Origin of the sequence: Paenibacillus violae, assembly GCF_032461945.1 — a bacterium.
Lineage (GTDB): Bacteria > Bacillota > Bacilli > Paenibacillales > NBRC-103111 > Paenibacillus_E > Paenibacillus_E violae.
Genome location: NZ_JAWCUD010000003.1, coordinates 314384 through 330926, shown reverse-complemented (window position 1 = coordinate 330926; position 16543 = coordinate 314384). Strand labels below are relative to the sequence as shown.

The window sequence follows — 16543 nt, the reverse complement described above, 5'->3', positions numbered from 1 at the left end:
AAGTATGTCAATAAAAATAGATGCTCTACCGCAGCCAGCGACTGACATTCCGAATGCCATTGATCTCGCCTATGAGTTGGGAGAACTGCCATTCGATTTGCGGCGAAGAGGCATTCCGGTCTTGCGGGATGCTGGATCCGGCAGACTACGAATTAAGGCAGGGACAGCCGATGAATTGGAGCTCCGAATGGAAGTGGCATCGGTTGTTCTTCAGCGGTTAGCCATGAAAGAGGAGCTCCAGATTATCGGACTTCAGCAGCAGGATCGGCGAAGTGTCATTCTCGTGCATTCGGATTCACCGTTAAGAACGGCCGCCGATTTAAAGGGTGCGAAGCTTGGGATCGCTGCGAAAATCAACCCGGATGACAGTCTTCGAAAACGTAATGCGGCAAAGCTCGTGGATGCTGCACTGCAAAAAGTGGGAATTGCGGCAGCACGGCCGAAATGGATTGAACTTCAAAGCGAACAGGCTGCGGACGGAGTCCATCCTGGGAGGGAGCTCCGCGCTCTGCTGAGCAAGGAAGTCGATGCCGTGTATGCCGACTGGGCACTCTCCGAAGAGTCCCGACGGCTTCTGGGCATTCGTGAACTGGAAGGCTTCAGCATTCATACTCCCGTACTGACAATACTGACTGCCTCGGCGGGGGCGAATCTGATTCTAGAGCATTCCGTTGAGGTTGAACGTTTGCTCGCCCATATATCCCTAGCTTCCGATTGGGCTATCGATCATCGTACGGAAGCGCATCGGCTTGCATCCAAACAGCTCGGAATATCCGAGAATGCCATCCCTTTCATTTTTTCCGAAGACCTGCATAAGCAATTCGGAGTTAACGTTTCGGATGATAAATGGAGCAGACTTGTCAATCTCAAAAAGGAGATGCAAGATGACGGAAGTCTGCAAGGTGATTTTCCTCTAGAAGAATCGCTTGATCGGGCTATCCTTCAAAACGCACAATTGCTTGTTGATAGCGGGGAACTTGAGCGCCCACAAAGGGAATCGCTCTCGCAATTGGCTGAGCGCGATCTGCCGATTTCTTTTTTCAATGAGCGCCCAAGGGCACATTTGCTCCAAGGCGACGAGGAAGCGCTGGCGGCAGCGCGATTGTTTGCAGAGGAAATTCGCCCCGGCGCTTCGGACCGGGACCGCGGACGAAAGCTGCCTTTACGCGAAATACGGCGTTTGGCAGAATTAGGCTTGCTTGGACTTGTCGTACCGAAAGAATACGGAGGTCCGGATGTATCCACTCGAACGCTTGTGGACATCTTTAAGATCATCTCGCACGCTGACGGGTCCATCGGGCAAATTCCACAAAATCATCACTTTTTCGTAAAAACGATAGAGTTAATTGGCAGTAAGGAGCAGAAAAACTTCTTTTTCCGGGAAGTATTAAATGGTGCCCAGTTTGGTAACGGTTTAGCGGAACGCAGCAGCAGCAAAGGTGCAAGAAAGATCACGACAACAGTTCGTAAACTGGATGGCGAGGATGGCTTCGTACTAAACGGAAGTAAATATTATACGACGGGTGCACTCTATTCGCACTGGATTCCGGTTACGGCACTGAACGAAGATGAACAAAGAATGACTGCTTTCGTTCCTAGACACGCGCCTGGGGTAACGGTGCTCGATGACTGGTCGGGTATCGGCCAGCGGACAACTGCGAGCGGCAGCGTTGTGCTCAGAAATGTGAAAGTGCCGGAGAACTGCTTGCTGCCCCATTTCCAAATATTTGAAGGTCCCCAATACTTTTCTGCGTTCGGGCAAATCATGCACGCCGCCATTGATATCGGCATTGGGCGAGCAGCCTTAGAGGACGCAGCGGCGTTCGTTCGCGATTACACGCGTCCGGCGTTCGGCAGCGGCGTAACGCGAGCGAGCGAAGAGCCCGATCTGATTCGCCGCTTCGGTGAGCTAGGCATTCGTCTGCAAGCGGCGGAAGCTTTGCTGGATCGAGCTGCCGATGCGATTGACCACGCGCGCAAGGAGTTGAATGCGGAAACCGCCGGCAAGGCTGCACTGACGGTTGATTCGGCCAAATGGCTCGTTACGGAAACAGCGATCGAGATCACGAACGCGCTTTTCGAGGTTGCAGGTACTTCGTCCATGGATCGCAAACATAATTACGACCGCCATTGGCGGAATGTTCGCATTCATACTTTGCATGATCCGGCTCGATTGAAGCTGCATCATGTCGGCAAGTGGTTTCTAAACGGGGTTTATCATGAATACAAGATGTAATGGTATAATGGAAGGAGGGAAACACGGGACTATGCCCAAGCGAATCATCATGAACGCATTCGATATGAACAGTGCGATGCACAATTCACACGGTTTATGGAAACATCCGGATAGTGAAAGGCATCGCTATACGGATTTGGAATACTGGGCAGAGATGGCCAGGCTGCTTGAACGCGGCAAATTTGATGCGCTGTTTCTTGCAGATGTCGTCGGTATCTATGACGTTTATAAGGCGAGCGGGGATCCGGCTATTAGAGATGCCGTTCAAGTGCCCCTAAACGATCCGGCACTCATCGTTCCTGCGATGGCGAGTGTCACGGAGAATCTGAGTTTTGCCGTTACGGTGACGACCACTTATGAACATCCCTATGCGCATGCCAGGCGGTTCACTACACTCGATCATCTGACTAACGGGCGAATCGCGTGGAATGTCGTGACCTCCTATTTGCCCAATGCGGCTTTGAATCATGGTCTGGATAAAATGATCAAGCACGACGACCGGTATGAGGTTGCGGATGAATTCTTGGAAGTTGCCTATAAGCTTTGGGAAGGCAGTTGGGAAGACGAAGCCGTGGTGCGTGACACTGCCCGTGGTGTATACGCAGAGCCGGCAAAGGTTCACCGCATTGATCACGAAGGCCGGTTTTTTCGCGTGCCTGGACCGCATCTTAGCGAGCCTTCTTTGCAGCGTACGCCTGTTCTGTACCAGGCGGGGAGTTCTGAGAAAGGACGGGCATTCGCCGCTAAGCATGCGGAGTGCGTCTTCGTTGGCGGCAACTCGAAGGAATCGCTTAAAGCAAACATTCAAGACATACGGAACAAAGCAGAGCAATTAGGCAGGGATCCGCAAAGTATCAAAATGTTTACGGGCTTGAACGTCATCGTTGGAACGACGCGGGAAGAGGCGGAAGCAAAGCTGCGAGAATACGCCGCTTTATGGAGCCAAGAAGCGGCACTTGCGCAATTCGGCGGCTCTAGCGGCTATGATTTATCAGCCTACGATCCAGATTCCTATCTAGAGTATCGGGCAACCGATCATGGTCAGAGCCGTGCGGCTCAGTATACCAAACATGTCCAGAACCGCCTCACCGTTAAGGAGATAATGGAACGTATAGGTACTTTAGACAAGGGACAGGGCCGCTTACTCGTGGGTACACCAGAGCAAATCGCCGACGATATGCAGGAGCAAGTGGAGGAGAACGGCCTGGACGGGTTTAATCTTGCGCATTTGATTACTCCAGGGAGCCTGCGTGAGTTTGTTGATCAGGTCGTACCAGAACTACAGCGTCGTGGCGTATACCAACTGGACTACGAAGCGGGGACGCTGAGGGAGAAATTGTTTGGAGCGGGGAAACGGCTGCTCCCGGCTAGCCATCCTGCGGCGCAATACAGGAGAAACCTTGAATACACGAGATAGAACGAAGGAGGGCAAGGATATCGCATGAAGTACAAGACAGTTGGAAAAACGGGTATTCAAGTTTCGGAGCTCTGCTTCGGAACGATGTCTTTTGGCGGCAACGCCGACAAGGAAACATCCAAACAGTTGTTCTATCGCTGTTTGGACAAAGGCATTAATTTCTTTGATACCGCTGACGTATACAGCAGCGGAGTGGCTGAAGAAATATTAGGGGAACTGATCGTGGGCAAACGAGATGAACTGGTCCTTACGTCAAAGGCTGGCTTCCCGTTTGGCTCCGATCCTAACGCACGCGGAGCCTCGCGCAGACATTTGTTCTTATCTGTAGAACAAAGCTTGAAACGGCTTCAAACAGACCGCATTGAATTTTATTTCATTCATCGCTTTGATTCACTGACCTCCATTGAGGAAACCGTGCGTGCTTTGGATGACTTGCGGAAGCAAGGGAAAATCTTGTATCCTGCCGTCAGTAACTGGGCTGCTTGGCAAATTGCGAAGGCGCTTGGCATTTCGGCCAAAGAAGGCTTGGCAAGTTTTGAGCTGATTCAGCCGATGTACAATCTCGTTAAACGACAAGCAGAAGTCGAGATCCTGCCGCTGGCTGAATCCGAGAAACTTGGCGTCATCAGTTATAGCCCACTTGGCGGGGGACTGCTGACAGGGAAGTATGGTAATGGCAAGAAGCCCGCAGCCGGCAGGCTGGTGGATCAGGGCAACTATACGAAGCGTTATGGTGACGAGGCTTATTACGATATTGCAGATAGATTCGCAGCGCATTCGCGTGAGAAGGGGATTCATCCAGCTACATTAGCGGTTGCTTGGGTGCTTAGCAACCCGGCAATTACGTCGCCGATTATCGGTGCGCGCAGTGTGGAACAGTTAGAGCCCTCTCTAGCTGCGGTGGATGTGGATTTCACGAATGAATGGCGTAAAGAAGTTACCGCGTTGTCGATTGATCCTCCGATCGCAACAGATCGCAGCGAAGAGGCTTCTATCAATTAGTTTATAAGTCCTGACTTCTTAAGGAGTCAGGTTTTCTCTTTTTTGAAATAATTCCGACTAAACCCATTGACATTATTGTATAATCGGTTAGGATATTTATAACAGATAGTGGAAGCGTGGAACGAAGATTCGAATTGAATGGAGGAGTCGAACATGAAGACGGTTGCGATTATTGGCGGAAGTCAAACGAATACTTTCAAAAAAATGGGTGAGAAGCGAGGTCTAATTGTTGAGCACCATACGGGTAAAACGGGTGGAGGCTCCGTTGAAAATCATTTTAAACGAATCATTCATCAGGCGGATGTCATTATTATTTTAAAAGGCGCAATCAAACATACTTCGATGTGGGCGGTGAGAGAGCTCGCAGAAAAAATGGGCAAAAAGATTGATTACCATGATGGTTTTGGTGCAACGGGAGCGATCGAGAAGGCTTTACAGTTAAGTTGAGTTAATGATTCTTGGTATATCTTTATATCTGATTCTGACCGGAAAACCGGAAGCATGGATGCTGAATCCATGCTTTTTTTCATTCGAACGAAAGGAGCATAACAATGGGAATATTACTGGATTCCGTTAAATTTCTCAAAAAGCAAAAATCCGACTTGAAGACAAAACCAGTACATGTATACCATGTTGAGGAGTTATTTGACGAGGATCGTGGTCCGTCGATTCAATCTATTATCAATTCTGAATTTTGGTATGTGAATCATCCGAAAGGATTCATTATGGAGGAGTGAATATCTCGGAATCGCTATGAATGTACCTTTTTTGCGTCCAAACGCTATTAAGATTTTAAGTTTTGTTTTCAACTATTCGCACTTGTAGCTATAATAGGATTTAAAAAGAAATTAGGGGTGTATGACAGTGGATTACATAATTCATACAACATTTGAACCATTACATGAGCTTATCAACAGTCTACATACCTATATTTGTCGTAAATCATATAAGAAGATTGATTTAACTTCAGCCTGGGCAAAGGAAACTCGCAAGCGCTTAACACCCGAATTCGCTTCGCTGCTGGATCAAACGGAGGTCGATTCGAATTGGAAATTGACGTATCTTCTTGTTCACTTATGCCCGGATAAACAGCAGGTCAATCAATTTCTTTCCTGGTTGGAGGGTTTGAGCCCTGGTGATTTATATGAGTTGATGTCGGAGTACAGCAGTCAATTTCCGGATAATATGGCTGCTTTCAGATCAAAGACGTTATCCCTCTTCTCCCAGTGGAATGAGCTATATTTTCAGCATATGGACCCCTTAATCATCCAAAGGCTTCAAGGCGAGGCCGAAGATCGCAAAGCCTTACAGCCAACAATGGAGCCTAGTGCTTTTGTCGATAAAACGACGAATGGGTTATGCTTTAAGCCAATGAAAGGATTGGAAAAATTACTATTAATTCCACAATATCATTTTCAGCCTATTAATGTCATTTCTTCGTTTCGTCAATTAACGATCTGCAATTATGCGGCAAGAATATATTTCAATGACGAGGAGGATTTACCCCCTCATGAATACCGGATTATTCGAAGCCTAGCGGAGATGAGCCGTTTGAAAATTTTAAGATATCTGCATCAGGGGCCGCGAAGTTTTATTGAAATTGTCCGTCATCTTCAATTATCCAAAGGCATTACACACGATCACATCTCGAAGTTGCGAAGTGCAGGGCTCATTTACGCACATTTCGAAGGCGAGACATTAACGGAGTACAGTTTAAGAGAGGATGCCCTGCTGCACTTACAGAACAAACTAACTTCTTATATCAAAAACGAATAATAGAATAGAAAACATAAAGAAATCATTTTCACTTCGGCTTTCGAAGAGGAAATGATTTTTTGTAGTTTCATAAGTTTCTTCTTTGTAAGAAATATTTATTAGTTCTCTCTTTACAGAACTGCATTTCGTTTTTATAATATGATTATTAACTTATTCATATCGTTTTAGTCGGGATTAATTTGAGGAGGGTTTAATTATGAAAAAAAGCTTTATTGTCTTATCTACCTTATTAACCGCAGGTTCACTTCTTTTATCCGCTTGCTCGGCCAATCAGGGGACTACTACGCCAACTCAGGGCGGCAGCACACCTGCAGCGACAGGCGCGAACCAAACCGCTGCACCGGCAAGTTTGCTGGCTGATGAGGTCAAAGCATCGGATTTGTCCAAATTGCCAAGCAGCGCCAAACAACGTACGGATACGATTATCGTCGGCCTGACAGATCCAAGCGGTGCATTTACGCCATATTTCCATCAAAGCGGATATGACGGGAATGTTTCATCTTTGCTATACACGCCACTGGTCACAGTAGACAACAAAGGTGTTCCTACGCCTGGACTAGCGGAAAAATGGGATGTTTCCCCCGATAACTTGACTTACACGTTTCATCTTCGTAAAGACTTGAAATTCAGCGATGGTACACCGCTAACGGCAGAAGATGTTGCATTTACTTGGACTATTTTGCACGACAAAGCCTATGATGGTGATATGCAAGTTGATGTCTTACACGTGAAAGGCGGCAAAGAATATAAAGAAGGAAAAGCCAATAACATAGAGGGAATTAAAGTCATCGATCCCCAAACGATCTCTGTGACTTTAGAACAACCGAATGCAACAGCGCTTCTGACCCTCGGCTCCGATGTCCTATCTAAGGCCTACTATGGCAAGGATTATCACTTCGGTCAGCTGGATTACATTAAGAAGCTTCACGAAAAGCCAGTAGGCAATGGTCCGTACAAGCTAGAGAAATTCATGCCAGGGCAGGAAGTGCGCTTCGTGGCGAACGAGAATTATTATGGCGGCAAGCCGAAGACGGAACATTTTATTTATAAAACATCGCAAGGCGACGCTTGGCAGTTCCTTGAAACCGGCGAAGTGGACTATGCGTCTTTCAGCGCAACGAAGGAAAACGTGGATAAGCTGAAAAAAATGGGCTTTGTCAACATTATTCCCTACACGCCGAGCACATATGGCTACATACAAGTGAATTTGGAGCATGACCAGCTCAAAGACAAAAAGGTTAGACAAGCGTTTGCCTACGGGATCGATCGCCAAAGTATTTATGTCGACGCCAATCAGGGCGCAGGCCAAATTGCCAATATACCATCATCGCCGATTTCATGGTCCTATACAGAAGAGGGCATCAACCCTTATAAATTCGATATTGAAAAAGCGAAGCAACTGCTCGACGAAGCGGGCTGGAAGCCTGGCGCAGACGGAATTCGCGAGAAGGACGGCAAACAACTGTCCATTCATTTCCTCGGTTCCAAAAGTGCACAGACTGACAACTTTATTGCTGTAACGACGGAATCCTTTAAAGCGCTTGGCGTCAAGTTCCAGCCGGAGGTATTTGCCGATTTCAACGCACTTGTTTCCAAAGTGGAAGGCGGGGATTACGATATGGTTAGTTTCTCTACTTCGTTGATTACCGATCCATCCGATGGTTTACAGCCATTCGTAGATGGCGAGATTAAAGGTTATAACAATCCAAAATTCAAAGAATTATATGATAAAGGCTTGGCAACTATCGATATCGAAGCGCGCAAGAAAGTGTACAAAGAAATTTATCAATTGATGAATGACGAGTTGCCGGTCATCTTTACGAACTACAAGAAAACTGTCTATGGCTATAACGGAAGAATCGAGAATCTGTCTGTAAGTCCATTTAATGGACTCTCCACGAGCTTGCCGAACTGGTCATTAAGTAAACAACCATGAGCACTTATTTAACGAAAAGAATTGTCTACATGCTCGTCATTCTGCTAGCTGCATCCTTCCTGATTTTTAGCTTGTATGCCCTGACCCCGGGGGATTTCATTAGCGGTAATATCAAATTATCGCCAGAGCGGAAAGCGGAGCTGCGGGAAATTTATGGATTGAACAAACCTCTGCTGGAGCGTTACGGCTTATGGATGAAGAATGCGTTCCATGGCGACTTTGGATTCTCATTGGCGCAGCAGAAGCCAGTTCTCAAACTTTTTAATGAGTATATATGGAATTCGTTCTTACTAGCTATCGTCTCTACTTTCCTGACATGGTTTATTGCTGTCATTATCGGTGTTGTTGCCGCCTATAAGCAGTACTCCTGGTTTGATACGCTAGTGATGATTGTGATCTTTGCAGCTATGTCGATTCCGTCGTTTTTTATCGGACTTTATTTAATTAAAATATTGGCAGTAGACCTGAAATGGCTGCCACCGGGAGGCATGTTAACGACGGGGAGCAATGCAACCGGTTTGGCTTACCTCACTGAAGTCCTTCATCATATGCTATTGCCGGTAGCTGTCTTGACGCTGCTAGGTCTCGGCTCACTGACCCGTTATTTCCGCAGCAATATGATTGAAGTTATTAAGCAAGACTATATCCGCACGGCTCGGGCAAAAGGTTTGAAAGAAGGGAAGGTCCTGTTTACCCATGCACTTCGCAACGCGCTGCTTCCGGCCATCACACTCGTTGGCTTTGAACTGCCGGCTTTGTTCGGGGGCTCGCTAATTACGGAGAAAATATTCAATTGGCCTGGCATCGGTCAGCTTTATATTCAATCCTTTTCGTTGCGAGACTATCCGCTACTTGTGGGCTTCACGATGTTCATCGCTGTTCTCACCGTCATCGGGACGCTGATATCGGATATTCTATACCACATCGCAGATCCGCGAGTCCGGTTGTAGAGGAGGAACATCGTTATGCCAACATCATTATGGAAACAGTCTTTCAGGCGTCTATTAAGAAATAAATTAGCTGTATTCGGATTGATCGTAGTTGTCATTATGTTCTTAGCTTGTTTTGCAGGGCCTCTATTCTCTCCCTATACGAATGGCAAGATTAATATGGCGATGATGAATAAAGCCCCGAGCATGAAGCATTGGCTCGGAACCGATGGACTAGGTCGGGATGTTTTGACTCGAGTGCTGCAAGCCGGACGCATCTCGCTAACGGTGGGACTAGCATCTATGGTCCTGTCCGTAGCGATCGGTACACTGCTCGGAACAATTGCAGGTTACTACAGAGGGATAGCAGATCAAATCATTATGCGCATTTCCGATTTGCTGTTAACCATTCCCCATTTGCCTTTGTTATTCATTTTTGGAGCGCTGCTTTCGGAGTGGAAGGTGCCTACAGGCAGCCGCATGTATATTGTTATGCTAATGCTTAGTATTGTTGGCTGGCCGAGCCTTGCTCGCATGATTCGTGGCCAAATGCTTAGTCTTCGGGAAAGAGAATTCATGCAGGCGACGGTTGTTCTTGGTTTGCGTGATCGCCGCAAATTGTTTCATCACTTGCTGCCTAATTTAATTCCACTGCTCATTGTTATCGCAACACTGAACATCGGAGGAGCGATACTAAGCGAATCGGTGCTTAGTTTCTTCGGACTCGGGGTCATGCCCCCAACGCCAACCTGGGGCAATATGATTGACGCAGCGAACAACTTGATCGATTTTCAAGAGCGGCCATGGTTATGGATTCCGCCAGGTTTCTCGATTTTTATTACAGTTATAGCAATTAACATATTCGGTGATGGGTTGCGTGATGTGCTGGATCCGAAACAGAAAAGGTAGGTGACTGACATCCGATGAGAAATCTGCTTGAGATTGAACACCTACGGACTTATTTTCAGACAGAGGGCGGTGTTGTCAAAGCTGTTGACGATGTGAGCCTGTATGTAAGGCAAGGAGAAACCGTTTGTATTGTAGGAGAATCCGGAAGTGGAAAAAGTATTACCGCGTTGTCCGTTATGGGGTTAATTGAAGGACCGGCGGGCAAGATAGCGGATGGTAGGATATGTTTCCAAGGCGAGAATATCCTGAGTTATAACAAAAGTCAGCTTCGCGCGATTCGCGGCAAAGAAATTGCCATGATTTTTCAAGAACCAATGACCTCACTCAATCCAGTTTTGACCATAGGTCAACAACTGATGGAGCCACTTATCGAACATCAGAAGTTAAGCAAGAAGCAAGCCAAACAGAGAACAATAGAGTTGATCGACAAGGTCGGGATCTCACGGGCTGAGCAAATATTTGGCAGCTATCCGCACGAGTTAAGCGGCGGGATGCTGCAACGCATCATGATTGCAATTGCGATTTCCTGCGGTCCCAAATTGCTTATCGCTGATGAGCCAACAACTGCCCTTGATGTAACCATCCAAGCGCAAATTCTGGATCTGCTCAGGCTTTTCAAAGAAGAGACTCAAATGTCTATTCTACTCATTACGCATGATCTGGGTGTAGTTGCGGAGATGGCGGATTATGTCGTTGTGATGTACGCAGGCAAAGTCGTGGAAGAAGGCCAGGTTGTCCAGCTATTTGAAAATCCGCAGCATCCTTACACGCGAGGGCTATTAAAGTCGAAGCCAATTATTAATCAACGGCTGGAAGAACTATACTCAATTCCTGGTCAGGTGCCAAATCCGCTGGAGTTGAGAGAGTCGTGTTATTTTCACGACCGTTGTGAGCACTGCATGGACATCTGCCGAACCCAATCTCCTCCTTTAAAAGAAGTGGCAAAAGGGCAAAAAGCTGCCTGCTGGCTGTATGAGGAGGCGATGGAAGTTGTCTGAGCCACTATTAAGTGTACATGATTTGAAAAAATACTTTCCAATCAAATCTGGATTATTGAACCGAACTGTCGGACATGTGAAAGCAGTTGATGGCATCAGTTTAAATATTCAACCGGGGGAAACGTTCGGTCTAGTCGGCGAGTCGGGCAGTGGGAAAAGCACGGTTGGACGTACCATTCTTCGGCTGACAGAGAAGACGGCCGGGGAAGTGAAGTTCAAGGGCATTGATCTGCATAAACTGCCAAGCGATGAACTGCGACAACTGCGCCCCAAGATGCAACTCATCTTTCAAGACCCGTACAGCTCACTGAATCCTCGTGTCAGGGTTGGCGATGCAATTGGAGAAGCACTGCTTGATCATGGTCTCGTCCCGAAGGAAGAGATCAGGGATCGCGTGCTCGAAGTGCTGGAATCCTGCGGTCTTTCGAGCTATCATGTTGATCGCTTTCCGCATGAGTTCTCCGGAGGGCAGCGTCAGCGGATCGGCATTGCTCGTGCGCTTGTGCTGAAACCGGAGTTGATCATAGCCGATGAACCTGTTTCAGCCTTAGACGTATCGATTCAAGCGCAGATTATTAATTTGTTTCGTAAGCTTCAGGAGGAACGGGAGTTATCTTACCTATTCATTTCTCATGATTTAAGTGTAGTCGAGCATCTTTGCAACCGAATCGGCGTTATGTATCTTGGCTCCTTGGTGGAGACAGCTTCACGCGACGAACTGTTCCGTAATCCGCTGCATCCTTATACCAAAGCGCTGCTGTCCGCTGTTCCCATCCCGATTCCAAAACTGAAGCGGGAGAGAATCCTATTAAAGGGGGATATGCCAAACCCGGCCAATCCGCCTTCAGGTTGCAAATTCCATACAAGATGCCCTTTTGCAACTGCTGTATGTAAGGAACAAGTGCCTGCTTTCAGAGATGTGGGGGGAAAACATTTCGTTGCTTGCCATCTCGTTTAAATGATCTAATTTCAGCATGAGAAATGAGGAGGGTACATGTCCGTAGTTAAACTTCCGCAACCTTATGCGCTGCGACTGGAAATGTTACGCGCAAAGGGCTATTCGAAAACGGAAATGACAGAGATTATAGTTAGGTACAAGGAAGCGGAGCTGAAGGAGTTAGTCCATTCAGAGGTCGATTGGAAAGGATTCGTTACTTACCGCGACGAGTATATGGAAACCTTATTGTCGGCAATAAACGATGGATACCAATTCAGCTTTATAACGTTCGGAGGTATCAAAAATTTACTCGCCATCAAGTTTAATAAACTAGAGGGGGCAGACTACGATATTGTAGAGTCTTCCTTTCTAAATTTGACCCTTAGCCCTGAGCAATTCCAACTGTTTAGATTTCTTGTCCCGAACCATTGGAAAATGAGTCTTACTCCATTTGTCAGTGAAACGGGTGAAGAAATAGTTAGGGCTCACATTGAGCTTCAGCATCGTTGAAAAAGGCGAGGAAGATGTATCCTTGCATGATCCATATAAACCGGTAACTTGCCTACGAGCAGGTTGCCGGTTTTTCAGTTCGCGATGCTAAGCAGGTGAAAGACCCTAGGCTTGACTGAATAGATAAGTTTCGTTAGAATAAACTTAGTTGAATGACATTAAATTAGGGGACAACCATATGATGGATCTAGGGAATAAAATTAAAAAGCTCAGGACCGAACAAAACCGAAACTTGATGGATATTGCCAATGTTTGTGGGTTCTCCAAAAGTTTATTATCGAAAATAGAGAACGGGAAAACCATCCCGCCCATCTCAACATTAGTGAAAATTGCTGATGCCTTAGGTACAAAAGTGTCCATTCTGTTGGATGATCAGGAACAAGCGGGAACGATTTATACGAAAAAAGAAACATGTGAAGCAAGAATGACCAAAACGGATAAAGGGTACTCTTTCTTTACTTTTGCCGTTGAACGCGGAGAAAAGCTTATGCAGCCTTTTCTGTTCATATCCCGGAAGGAAGATAATGATAGCAAGAATGAATACAGCCATAATGGTGAAGAGTTTATATACATTCTGGAAGGCGAAATGAAGTACAAAGTGGGCAGCGTAGAGTATACATTGAAGCCGGGGGATAGTCTTTACTTCGATTCTATTGAGAAACATTCCTTAATGGCAATCACAGATGAAGTGAAATATGTGGCTGTGTTTACGCAATCGAAGGTAAGCGATATTTAGAAATTTTTCAGAATGTCAGGTTGATGAATTGCCAGGTTCTCCAATAAGTTGAAAGATAACAGACTATGTATTCTAAATTAGAGTATATGGTCTTTTTTTATGTCCTAAATTTTAGAAAAAATATAAAGAAAGCGATTGCAATAATTGGTATCGTGAGGTATACTGAGCTTATTCAACTAAGTTGAATTTAATACAATTTAGGTGATTTTAAGTAAATGGTGTTTAACTTAAAGGTTGTGTTGTTTCTTCACATGGAGTGGTTAGAAGGGTTAGTCATTGATTGCTGTTCAAAACCAAATCAGGAGGTTGGAACGTAATGAAAAAGTACAAAGTTGGTATTGTTGGTGCTGGTGGAGTGACCGAATTGCATTTCGTGGGGTATAAGGATCATCCGGAACGAATCGAGGTAACAGCCCTTTGTGATCCAAATCCCGAGACGTTACATGCCAAAGCGGATAAATATGGTGTGGCTCAGCGATTTACGGAGTTGAACGATTTTATCCAGCATAGTGGTGTTGATGCCGTTGTCGTGTGTACGCCTACTTCCATCCGCAAAGAAATCCTTTTCCCAATCATTGAAGCAGGAATCCCTATTTTCTGTGAAAAACCTTTTTCTGATACATTGGCTGAAGCAAAAGAGATTACAGAGAAAGCGAAGCAGCATGGCGTACCCATTTCGATTAACCAAAATTTCCGACGCCATTTTCCTTTTGAGCTGGTTAAGGGGATTGTTGCAGAGGAACGGATTGGTAAAGTAACGTCCATCTTGTTTACAAATCTCATGTTTAGACAGGACGCAGGTTGGAGGTTAGAAGAAAGCCGCCACGCATTATCCGTTATGGGAATTCACTGGTTTGACGGGTTCCGGCTAATTCTTGGATCTGAAGCCAAGTCCGTTGTTGCTCAGAACCGTTCCTCCTCCGCAATCCATTGTGCCGGGGAAACCGATAGCACGGTTCAAGTTGTATTCGAGAACGACGCGGTTGTGACTTACATTCAAAGTTTCTCTAGTGCAATAGGCAGAACGGAAATGATTGTTATTGGCGAGAAAGGGACGATCCTTGCAGCTGATGGAAAAATTCATTTGTATCGCCCTCGTGAGAAAACACCTGAGCAAACATGGGAAAACAATGTATCCAGAGAAACGGCCACGTTCGAAGGCATTAACCATTTGTTTACCTCCATTGAAACAGGCGTCGAAGCACCGAACAGTTCTCAAGATAATTTGAAAACGGTTTCTCTCCTTGATGCTGCCTATGTATCCGCTGAAGAGCAGCGCATTGTCCATTTAATATGACTACACAGTCCTCATCTTTGAAAACATCCGTTCGTGTGGATACCAATAAGAAATCTCGGCCTTTTCTTTTAGATATTAAACGAGATCGATACCTTTATTTGTTGGTTTTACCGGGTGTGCTTTTCTTTATTATTTTCAAATATCTTCCCATGTGGGGCATCGTTATTGCTTTTCAGGAATACTCGCCTTATGCGGGTGTATGGAAGAGTGAGTGGGTAGGATTGGAGCATTTTATACGCTTTTTCTCCAATCCTGATTTCTATCTTCTTTTTCGAAATACAATGGTCATTAGTTTATTAAATCTAGTATTTTTCTTTCCGCTTCCTATTGTGCTGTCCTTGCTGCTGAACGAGGTGAACAATCAATTTTTCAAAAGAATCATTCAATCGATTGTCTACCTCCCGCATTTCCTTTCATGGGTCATTATTGTAGGAATCTCATTTTTACTCCTGTCTCAGTCGAACGGCATCATAAATCTGATGATAGAATCCTTGGGCTTTCACAAATATGATTTCCTGACAAATACAGATACATTCTGGGGAATGCTCGTTGCACAAAATATTTGGAAAGAAACCGGCTGGGGAACCATTATCATTTTGGCTGCGATTACGGGAGTAGACACGCAGCTGTACGAAGCTGCCAAAATAGACGGTGCCAATAGATGGCTGCAAGCGTGGCATGTAACACTCCCGGGAATTCGAAGTGTCATCCTGGTTCTGCTTATCTTAAGACTCGGACATATTATGGACGTAGGCTTCGAGCAAGTCTTCCTGATGAATAATGGAGCTGTCGCCAAGTATGCGGATGTTTTTGAAACGTATGTATACCGGAATGGCATCCAGAGTGGGCAATTCAGTTACAGCACGGCCGTTGGTTTGTTCAAATCAGTGGTAGGTCTTGTGCTCGTTGTCTTGGCAAACAAAATGGCCAAACGGATTGGTGAGGAAGGTGTGTATTAATGAAAATAAGCCTCGCAGGGCGGCTGTTTAACGGCTTTAATACGATCTTACTAGTTGTCATTGGACTCGTCACATTGTTTCCGCTGTATTATGTTTTCGTCATTTCTTTCACCGAACCCCATGAATATTTAATGAAAAATGGGTTTGTCTTGTTTCCCCAGAACTGGTCGCTTGTATCCTACAGATATTTGTTGAATACCGATGCATTTAAAGTCGCGATGTTGAACAGCACCTTTCTTGCCACTGTCGGCACCGGATTAAGTTTAATATTCACAGCAGCAATGGCGTTCGGGATGTCTCGGAAAAGACTCAGAGGCAGAAAAATAATGATGATGATGGTTTTATTGACGATCTTGTTCAATCCGGGCATTATTCCGAACTATATTGTGGTCCGTGATTTTGGACTAATCAACAGCATTTGGTCACTTATTATTCCGGTGTTGGTTAGCGCATGGAATGTCATTCTAATGAAAAGCTTTTTTGACAGCATTCCGGTAGAGCTGGAGGATGCAGCCATGATTGATGGCTGTACGGATCTGGGTACATTTTTCCGTGTTGTGCTTCCTCTATCGGCTCCAGCTTTAGCTGCTTTCGGCTTGTTCTACGCAGTAGCTTATTGGAACACGTTCTTCAATGCTATTTTGTATATCAATGATTTCACGAAAGTGCCTTTACAGGTTGTACTGAGGAACATGTTAATTGAATCGGACACAACGACAGGCGGAGCAGCAGCGGTTGAAATGATGTCCGAGAATCAACTGCCGACCCAGACGCTTAAGATGGCGGCGGTGGTTATTGCGACGGTTCCTATTTTGGCGGTATATCCGTTTCTACAGAAGCATTTCGCCAAAGGCGTCATGCTCGGTTCAGTCAAAGGCTAACCCAAGTTTATATTATTAAG

The 16543-nt window shown here is 45.7% G+C and carries 16 protein-coding genes; all 16 read left to right on the top strand.

The features are described 5' to 3' along the window. Nucleotides 1–4: 4 nt before the first annotated feature. Nucleotides 5–2236, top strand: coding sequence for an SfnB family sulfur acquisition oxidoreductase (locus RQP52_RS12735; protein WP_315951909.1), 2232 nt, complete (start codon nt 5–7; stop codon nt 2234–2236). Nucleotides 2237–2267: 31 nt separating this feature from the next. Continuing rightward, nucleotides 2268–3653, top strand: coding sequence for an LLM class flavin-dependent oxidoreductase (locus RQP52_RS12730; protein WP_315951908.1), 1386 nt, complete (start codon nt 2268–2270; stop codon nt 3651–3653). A gap of 24 nt (nt 3654–3677) precedes the next feature. Next, on the top strand, nt 3678–4655 hold the full coding sequence (locus tag RQP52_RS12725) for an aldo/keto reductase (RefSeq protein WP_315951907.1): 978 nt from the start codon (nt 3678–3680) through the stop codon (nt 4653–4655). Nucleotides 4656–4808: 153 nt separating this feature from the next. Then, entirely contained in the window at nt 4809–5102 is a 294-nt protein-coding gene (locus RQP52_RS12720; RefSeq protein ID WP_127454868.1) for a DUF2325 domain-containing protein, read from the top strand. Between the two features lie 104 nt (nt 5103–5206). Then, on the top strand, nt 5207–5392 hold the full coding sequence (locus RQP52_RS12715; protein WP_315951906.1) for a hypothetical protein: 186 nt from the start codon (nt 5207–5209) through the stop codon (nt 5390–5392). Between the two features lie 121 nt (nt 5393–5513). After that, a complete protein-coding gene (locus RQP52_RS12710; RefSeq protein ID WP_315951904.1) occupies nt 5514–6431 on the top strand; it encodes an ArsR/SmtB family transcription factor in 918 nt (305 codons plus the stop codon). 196 nt (nt 6432–6627) lie between these two features. Beyond that, a complete protein-coding gene (locus RQP52_RS12705; RefSeq protein WP_315951902.1) occupies nt 6628–8367 on the top strand; it encodes an ABC transporter substrate-binding protein in 1740 nt (579 codons plus the stop codon). After that, nucleotides 8364–9317 (top strand): ABC transporter permease, encoded by a 954-nt coding sequence (locus tag RQP52_RS12700; RefSeq protein WP_315951901.1) that lies wholly within the window; start codon nt 8364–8366, stop codon nt 9315–9317. Before RQP52_RS12705 ends, RQP52_RS12700 begins: the two co-directional genes overlap by 4 nt. Before the next feature lie 15 nt (nt 9318–9332). After that, the gene (gene opp4C / locus RQP52_RS12695; RefSeq protein WP_315951899.1) at nt 9333–10205 is read left to right on the top strand and encodes an oligopeptide ABC transporter permease; all 873 of its coding nucleotides are present in this window, start codon (nt 9333–9335) and stop codon (nt 10203–10205) included. A gap of 14 nt (nt 10206–10219) precedes the next feature. Next, complete coding sequence (locus RQP52_RS12690; protein WP_315951897.1) at nt 10220–11203, top strand: ABC transporter ATP-binding protein; 984 nt, start codon at nt 10220–10222, stop codon at nt 11201–11203. Next, nucleotides 11196–12161: an ABC transporter ATP-binding protein gene (locus RQP52_RS12685; protein ID WP_315951895.1), complete on the top strand. Its 966-nt coding sequence runs from the start codon at nt 11196–11198 to the stop codon at nt 12159–12161. The genes RQP52_RS12690 and RQP52_RS12685 overlap by 8 nt, the downstream gene beginning before the upstream one ends. Nucleotides 12162–12197: 36 nt before the next feature. Further along, complete coding sequence (locus RQP52_RS12680; RefSeq protein ID WP_315951893.1) at nt 12198–12650, top strand: hypothetical protein; 453 nt, start codon at nt 12198–12200, stop codon at nt 12648–12650. A gap of 178 nt (nt 12651–12828) precedes the next feature. Next, nucleotides 12829–13386, top strand: coding sequence for a helix-turn-helix domain-containing protein (locus RQP52_RS12675; protein ID WP_315951891.1), 558 nt, complete (start codon nt 12829–12831; stop codon nt 13384–13386). Between the two features lie 316 nt (nt 13387–13702). Then, a complete protein-coding gene (locus RQP52_RS12670) occupies nt 13703–14683 on the top strand; it encodes a Gfo/Idh/MocA family protein (protein WP_315951890.1) in 981 nt (326 codons plus the stop codon). Then, nucleotides 14680–15642 (top strand): ABC transporter permease, encoded by a 963-nt coding sequence (locus RQP52_RS12665; RefSeq protein WP_315951889.1) that lies wholly within the window; start codon nt 14680–14682, stop codon nt 15640–15642. Before RQP52_RS12670 ends, RQP52_RS12665 begins: the two co-directional genes overlap by 4 nt. Beyond that, the gene (locus RQP52_RS12660) at nt 15642–16523 is read left to right on the top strand and encodes a carbohydrate ABC transporter permease (protein ID WP_315951888.1); all 882 of its coding nucleotides are present in this window, start codon (nt 15642–15644) and stop codon (nt 16521–16523) included. The genes RQP52_RS12665 and RQP52_RS12660 overlap by 1 nt, the downstream gene beginning before the upstream one ends. Nucleotides 16524–16543: the final 20 nt, after the last annotated feature.